Origin of the sequence: Endozoicomonas sp. ALB032 (assembly GCF_049310125.1) — a bacterium.
GTDB lineage: Bacteria > Pseudomonadota > Gammaproteobacteria > Pseudomonadales > Endozoicomonadaceae > Endozoicomonas_A.
In genome coordinates, this window is the sequence record NZ_JBLYNW010000001.1 from 4277674 (window position 1) to 4284953 (window position 7280).

Sequence of the window (7280 nt, forward strand, 5' to 3'; positions counted from 1 at the left end):
CGCTCGAGCACTTCAGCCAGTTGCTCAACCGTCTTGCCGCCCAGAAGAAACTTGCCGGAACCGGTCTTTTTATCCTGAACCTTGGAACCATGACCAACAACAATAATACGTGTGTCGTCTGTAATAAAACTGGCTTTCACAACCCTGGATTCAATGATATAACCTGCTTTCTCATCAATCAGGGAGCCATCAGGCATCAGTCGTATAAGACGGCTGAAATCGGGCTGGTATTTATTTCTCAGGTATGAGCTGGCTCTGGCTTCATTGTCGCTGTTACCGAGCTGGAGAATGACCTGGTTTTTATAACGGCTGTCTCGCTCATTGGTCAGTTCATAACGCACGATTTTATCAGTATCGTTAAGCCAGCTACTGGATTTTTCATCCGTATCAAAACTCACTGAATCAATCCTTGCCAGTGGGTTAATTTGCGTGAAATAGGATTTTAATTTGTAATCAAAAAGATCCTCTTCTGGAAGCAAAGCAATGAGATAGCTTTTGATGACGTGAATAATCAAACCCGGCCCGGTTAAATGCAACGTCGATCCAGATCTTCTAACTAATCCATCAACTCGATAGTTAATTATATCTTTGGCCAAATCGTTATCGATTCCCAATTCATTGACGATTGACTCTTTCATTTGCTCAACTGTATCGACATCGATACTGTCGTCATAAGAGTTTTCCGTGTCGCCTATTCCCAGCCGATCAATCAATTTGAGACGCCTTATTATTTCTCGCTTAACTGCCTTGAGAACTTCACTGTCTGGCGGCGCGATAATAAAGTTGTTGTTGGGATTGATTGCTTCTTTAAATTCTAATGTTATTTCTATTGAGCCAGGAATAGCCTTGAATGAGCCTGGAAAAGTAAAAAGAGGCTCTTTCCCATGATTAACGATGGCTTCTTTGACAGCCTTAAAAAAATCAGGGTATATTTCTTTGAATCTGTTATATTCTCTCCGTATTTCTGGATCAGGTGTTCTGTTAAAAAACAGTTGTTCCGGGCCTGGGTCAGCAAAATAATCCATAATCATATGGTTAATTAAATGACTCAGTCTTCCTGAATGTAAAATTTCACTTGGGATTTCAATCCCTTTAAACAATTTTTCATTATAATGAGGCAGCGTGTCGACATCCAAATAGACACCTCCCCCCTTCAGCAGTACCACTCTTACCAAATCAGAGGCTGCAGCAAAAATCCCTCTCAAGCCAAGTTCTCTCACGTACAACGCTTTCATGCTGGTTTCATCGCCTGACTGCCAGAGTTGATTGATATCTGCCAGCATGAATCCCCCGGATCCGGTGTTGCCCCGGAGCCCGGTCAGCTCTTTGGCGAGATCTGTGAACTCCTGCAGACTTTGCCTTTGTATTTGTGTTAATTCTTCTTGATCCATCCCCAGGTGGTTGACTAAAAATATCTTCGCCATGTCGTCAAAGGTTTTGCCCTGGGCGAGGCCTTTTTTTATAGTGCTGTAGGCCAGATCTTGTAGATGACACAAACGCGTCAAAAACTCCACTCTGGCTTGTTCATGTACCAGGAATGACTCGGCTATTTTCTCATCGGCAACAGCCTTATATATTTCCCGGGTAAGCACGGGCGCCAGAAATGCCTGTGGGTCGTACCAGAGCCTTAGCGACCATGAGGGAACCATCTTACTCCAGACCCTGAGATGGTCTTTAACCCCTTCGTTGAGACGACCAATCCAGATAAAGTTAAGCTTTTCAGGAACCTCCACCAAAGCATCCAGCAGGTACTGATTTATTGCCGCCGCCAGGTGGGAGGCCGCTGATTCCCCACTCAGAATTGCGGGCAGGTTTTTCTGCATCCGATAGACAAGCATGTACTTTTTCAGGGCACTTTCACTTCCCTCCTTCTGGCGAAGTTGGTCAAATTCTGCAATTTTCGTCTCCAGTGCTTCTAAATCACTCGGTTTGAGAAAACTCAGCAGACCCGGCTTCAAACGGTGCCTGAACATCGCCAGAGTTGGCACCAGGTCATCGGGATTGACGGTGGGCCCCAGCAACCCGCTGTCCTGTGATAACACAGAGGGCAGCCGCCGGAGTCCAGTGGCACCTTCAGCCAATGTGTCTTTTTCAGACCAGCGTTCGACGGTGATTTCACCGTTACTCTTACGACGCGCTTTCAGCTTGTCAGAGTGGTCGGCCAGTGACCAGGTGACCGGATCTGTTTCTGAGACCAGGCCAACCCATAGGCGCCCCCAGATATCGACTCTCAAAAGACCGTCACGGGCAGTCACTGCCGAGGTTTTTGTTGTTTTCAGAATTTCTTTCAGGTAGTCGCTGACAAGCCCATTGTCGTCAATGCCTGAGCCAACCAGGTTAATGGTTTTAACCGGTGTATCAGCCGTCAATTCATTGATTTTTTTTGACAGTTCTAACGCGGTTTGGCCACTCAGGGTAAATTCCCCGTTCCCGGAGTCACCCAGACCCACCATATGAATTCGGCTTTTACTGTCCAGAAATCTGCCAATATCGACATTGTTGACCTTTGCGCCTGTCTCTCCATCTGACCAGGCATCGTTATTCTTGACCAGCCAACGGATTGAACGATAACTACCTCCCGCCAGTTGACCATTGTTGTGTTTGCGAAACAGATAACGGCTGGCCCTGGCAATCGGGCTATCATCACCAGGCTCCATCTGGATAACCAATTGTTGGCTGTATTGGCTTCTGCTCTGTGGATCGGTGTTGGTATTGACTGTGATATCTTTTTCACGCTCCCAGACAGCCAGTGCTTTGCTGGAAATCGTATAGTGTTCGTTGGAAGACAATTCAGGAATATCCAGCGAATCTCTGTGGTCTCCAGTCCAACCCATTACACTATTGCTTTGCTCCAGCGCATTATTACCACTCAGTATTTGATAGCTATCTGCAAACGTTGATATACCCCCGAGTCGATAACGAACCAATGGCGGGGGGGCTTTCTGATGCCAGGTGAAAAACGTTCTTGTATCCTCGATAGTTTTCCAATCTGTCATGTCGAACAACTTATATTGATCAATCGTCTGATAAGCGGTTAAAAGGTGGTTTTGGACCATCTCCATGGTCTTGCTGCCCTGTGATGCTGCAAAAAATAAACTTGGGGCTTTTTCCAATGGCAGGTATATCTCACTGGGAATGACTTTAACTTCTCCCAGGGGCTTAAATAGTTGCGACCGATCAGAGTTCGTCAGGCTCCGTTCAATATCGCCTTTAAACTTGGGGTATTTTTCACCGAACCAGACGAGATCATCTGAAACCTTCTGTTCTATTGCAGGATCCTGATCTTCGGGAAGGAATTCCCTGCCGAACCTTCGGATGACAAGCTCTGTCAGTGCCATCCGTATCCTATCCCAATCTGTTTTGATGAGGCCTGAATGGTCAATTTCCTTGAAAAGATCCTCATTAATGGCAGGTGAAAGTTTCGTGTCAGAACAAACGCCACCGAGAGTGTCAATCACCCTGGTTTTCACCAGTGCAATGGCTGCAGGCAGGTGGCCACGCAACCCCAGCTCCCTGAGATAGTAACTTTCGGCCTCCTTACCCTTTTCCCCGAAGGCATCGCTCCAGACCTTATTAATATCTTCGTAGGAAAACTTCGCCCCGGGATAAGAAGACGCTATCTTCTTTTTAAATCGCCGGTAGGCTGACATCATTTGGGCTTTTTTCTTATCAATATCCGATGATTTATAGTTGAGGTGGCCTACCAGAAAATTCTTCACCGCCAGATCAAATCCCCGGCCCTGTTCCATGTCTGACGCTATGGATTTCCAGGCCTGATCCTGCAGCTCCATGAATCCTCTCGTTAAATCCGATTCAAAATTAGACGGATCACCGGGACCAGATTGACGGGTCAATTGACTGGTCACTGCTTTTTTAAGGGCTTCAGAAAGCAGAGTGGCGAGCATTGCGTTTTGATCATACCAGAGGTTTATCTGCAAATCGGACTTTGAATTGGCTGCAATCCATAACCTGATAGTGTTCAGCTCTGCGACGGTTGGGCCGATGCTGACAAAATGCAGCTTTTCAGGGACTGGTTTAATGGCGACATCTAACCAGCGACGAAAGTTTGTAGTCAGTTTCGCAAATTTTTCGCCGGCTTCCCCTTTCATCGGGTAATTCCTGGTCAGGTCGATGAGTTTTTTGTAGACCTTTACCGCTAGAGCAAAGGTTGATGAAGAATTCACACGACGGTAGCCATCAAACATCCTAAAAGCCCTGAACAGATGTTCAAAACGTGTGTGTATGTCTGTATTCACGGCGCGTTGATGTAGCAATAACGGCGCAAATTCCCTATGGAACGTGATAAAGTCAGGAATCAGTTTATTCATTAATTCGAAGTCTGAACCTGCAACAGGAGCAGATTCAGAATCAGAACGGCGAACCCTGTGCCCCGACGCCGGTCTGGTGAGTGCGGGATAGCGGTGCCAGAGGGAAAGTGGCAGAAGACCGCCATCTGCGGTCATTGTGCCAATGGCAGCCAGTTGCAGACGATAAGTGCCGTTCCTGTCAGGCTCTGCTGTCAGTTTCAGATAACGCCCCAGGGAGCCATATCCGGTCACTGCCAGAGGTACGGGTTTTCTACTGTCTGTCGCTGTCGTTTGATTAAACCTTACCTGCACCGGCAGGGTCTCTTTGAGTATCACCTGACGGGGGTTTACTACCGGTAACGGCAGTCTGTCCTGTCCGGGGTTGCCCTGTCCAGAGTAGTACCGTGGCAAACCAAGCTCAGTACGAATCCTGTTTTTGGCCGCATTGGCATCTTCTTCTGGTGCCAGCCCAAGGGCCAGCCGTAATGCTTCCCCCAGCTGGTAAAAGAACGAAAGATGGCCTGCCAGCCACCCGGAGCCGTAGGGCAGGTCCCCCTCATCCGGATCAAAAGGGATAAGCGTGAAGGTGCCGTTATTGACTGTCTGGTTAACCGGAGCAAGATCATGGATGGTGTCATTTTCCGCACTATGACGAATGGGCTGGTAGGTCAGCGGGCCTGACTGACTGGCAGTGGACGCGCCATTGCGACCTGGGATAATCAAGCTGACATACTCCCCGGGGATCGTCCTGTTGCGCTCATCGGGGTGGACTTTAAGTATACCCTGGTCGTGTATGTCACCAAGAGTGTCAGGTCTTATCGGGGTTGTTACGTTGCTCGATAGCATCCGTAACTCCTCGGTATTGTTCAACCGGTGTCTGAACAGCTCGCTGGCATCCACCAGTTGCCGCAGGTCACTGGCAAGGGTCTGATGACTGGAACTGGCCAGATAGTCCGGTGTCAGATAAACCCCAATCCAGTCACCCAGAGCCTTGAGGGTAAGGAATCTGCCCCGAACGCTGCTGGTGGTATTGTTTAAGAGCGGCGCCTGCTCCGGCTCGAACAGACCATCGTATTCATCCTGTTGTGCCTCGTCATTTTTTTTCAGTCGCTGAAGGTTTGCCAGAGCCGGGTTGTCGGGGTCTCTGTTACTCAGCCAGTCCAGACTGGCATCAAGTGCCCTGCGGAAAAACCATTGTTCACTGCGTAGCGGCTGTTCGCCATAAACTGTGACAATGGCCTCGAGCAAATCCGCCATTTCCCCGGCTGTGTGGTTAGTCTCAGCTAACGCCTGCCAGTCTCCCATAACGCTGGCAAGTGCTGGCGCCAGCCCGTCACCCTGATAAAGTTCCCGGACCGCATCAACAAAGTCTTCCGCAGTGCCACCTCGTTTCCTGAGATCATGGCGTTGGCCTGACACCAGTCGCTGGTAGAGATCGCCGGACTCTTGTGGCCATTGCCGGGCCTGGTAGCGTTCATCAAGCCCATAATGCGGTTGCAGTGCTTTCAGCCTGTTGTCAGTGATCCCCCAGAGCTGTTCAATACCGGCCACAGCCACGGCATTGTCGGTCAGGGTTTTTCGCCATGCAGGTACCAACAGGGATGACAGTCCGTGTCCAAGAGCCTCGTCAGAGTGCCGGGAAAGATCAGCGGCCCCCAGACGAATCAGTGGCTGACTGTCGTTTGTGAAGGTTGCGTCACTGTCAATAAATAATCGGTCGGACTCTGCCTTGATAAGAGGGATCTTGTGATCCGGGTCACCCGGATCACTGGCAATCTGCAGTCCGTGAAGAAAGGTCAGCAACTGCCGGTTAAAACCACCGTATAGAAACAGTCCTGCCAATTTCTTGAGGTCAAAAACCAGCCGCCGGAGCGTTTGTGCCGGATCTTTGTAACCGAGTGAATGGTAGCTTTCCACATCAAGGGTGATGTCGGCCAGTCGCAGTGGCGGAGCGGCGTCGCCCTGGGGGTATACCCTGATGCCTATTTCTGTTCCGTTAACCCGGGTGCGGTAACCATCGCCAAAAGCAGGGCAGGCTATTGTCTCGTCGATGCGCAAAAGAGGCGCGACGGGTGTGAAAGGAGAAAAACTGTCAGGCACTGGTTTGGTAACATTGCCTGTTGGACGGATCTCCTCACTTTTGAGCCAGGCAAGTGTTTGACCAAGATCGTTTTTAGAATGCCAGTGTCTGGCTTGCAGTTGGGCACTTAGAGGAGTTGGCGGCTTCCCAGGATTTTTTGGGGCATTGAACAGATCAGGAAGCAAAGACTCCAGCCAATAGAGTGAAACCGGTGATACTTTCTGATTCAACCATTTGGCAGCCAGGGTTTCAGAGATAAAGTCGAGCTGTGTTTGAGTGGCTATAGCGGAAACCACGTCATCAGTCTGGCTGATGGGAGACGGGATTAAACCGCCACCATTTTCTGTGGAACCATTCTGACGTGCCTGAAATTCTGACCAGAAGTTATTGGGATCACAGGCCTCATAAACGACCATTGCTATATTGTTTAGCAACCTGGCAACGAGCCGGTCAGTTCCAAGAGCATCGGCTATACCGGCAGCTTTGCCCGAAGCCTGGGGCAATAATGACGGATTGATGATCGATTGCCCGATTAACAAGGTGACGCCATCGTCGTCATAATAGATATTCTGCCCCGGCAAATCAGGGTCAGACAGGATAATACTGATATTCCGATGCATGTAGTGAGGAAAAAAACCGGACTGCTCGATTAACCAGAAGGCTCGGTCAATGGCTGTCCTGACAGTAAGAATGTGTTCTGGTGTGGCAAAGACCGACTCCGGGTTGGCCGGGTTCGCCGACAGTCTGATGGTAAAACTATCGGTATGAACAGTGGCCGAGTAAAACCAGTCATCGCCGGTATCAATCCACTGTCGCTTATAAGTAGGATTGAGAGGGACGGTGTCGGTCAGATTTGCAGACATAAGAGAAGATCTCCGCAACTAACAGGTCGT

The 7280-nt window shown here is 49.3% G+C and carries 1 protein-coding gene (running past one end of the window); it reads right to left on the reverse strand.

Annotated features, from left to right (window positions below; all coding sequences use genetic code 11):
- Nucleotides 1-7250, reverse strand: partial view of a TcdA/TcdB catalytic glycosyltransferase domain-containing protein gene (locus ACO6VG_RS16270; RefSeq protein ID WP_422474732.1) — the beginning only. 21151 nt of this gene lie to the left of the window's left edge; 7250 of the gene's 28401 nt are visible here — the first part of the coding sequence; its start codon is at nucleotides 7248-7250; its stop codon lies beyond the left edge, outside the window.
- Nucleotides 7251-7280 lie beyond the last annotated feature (30 nt).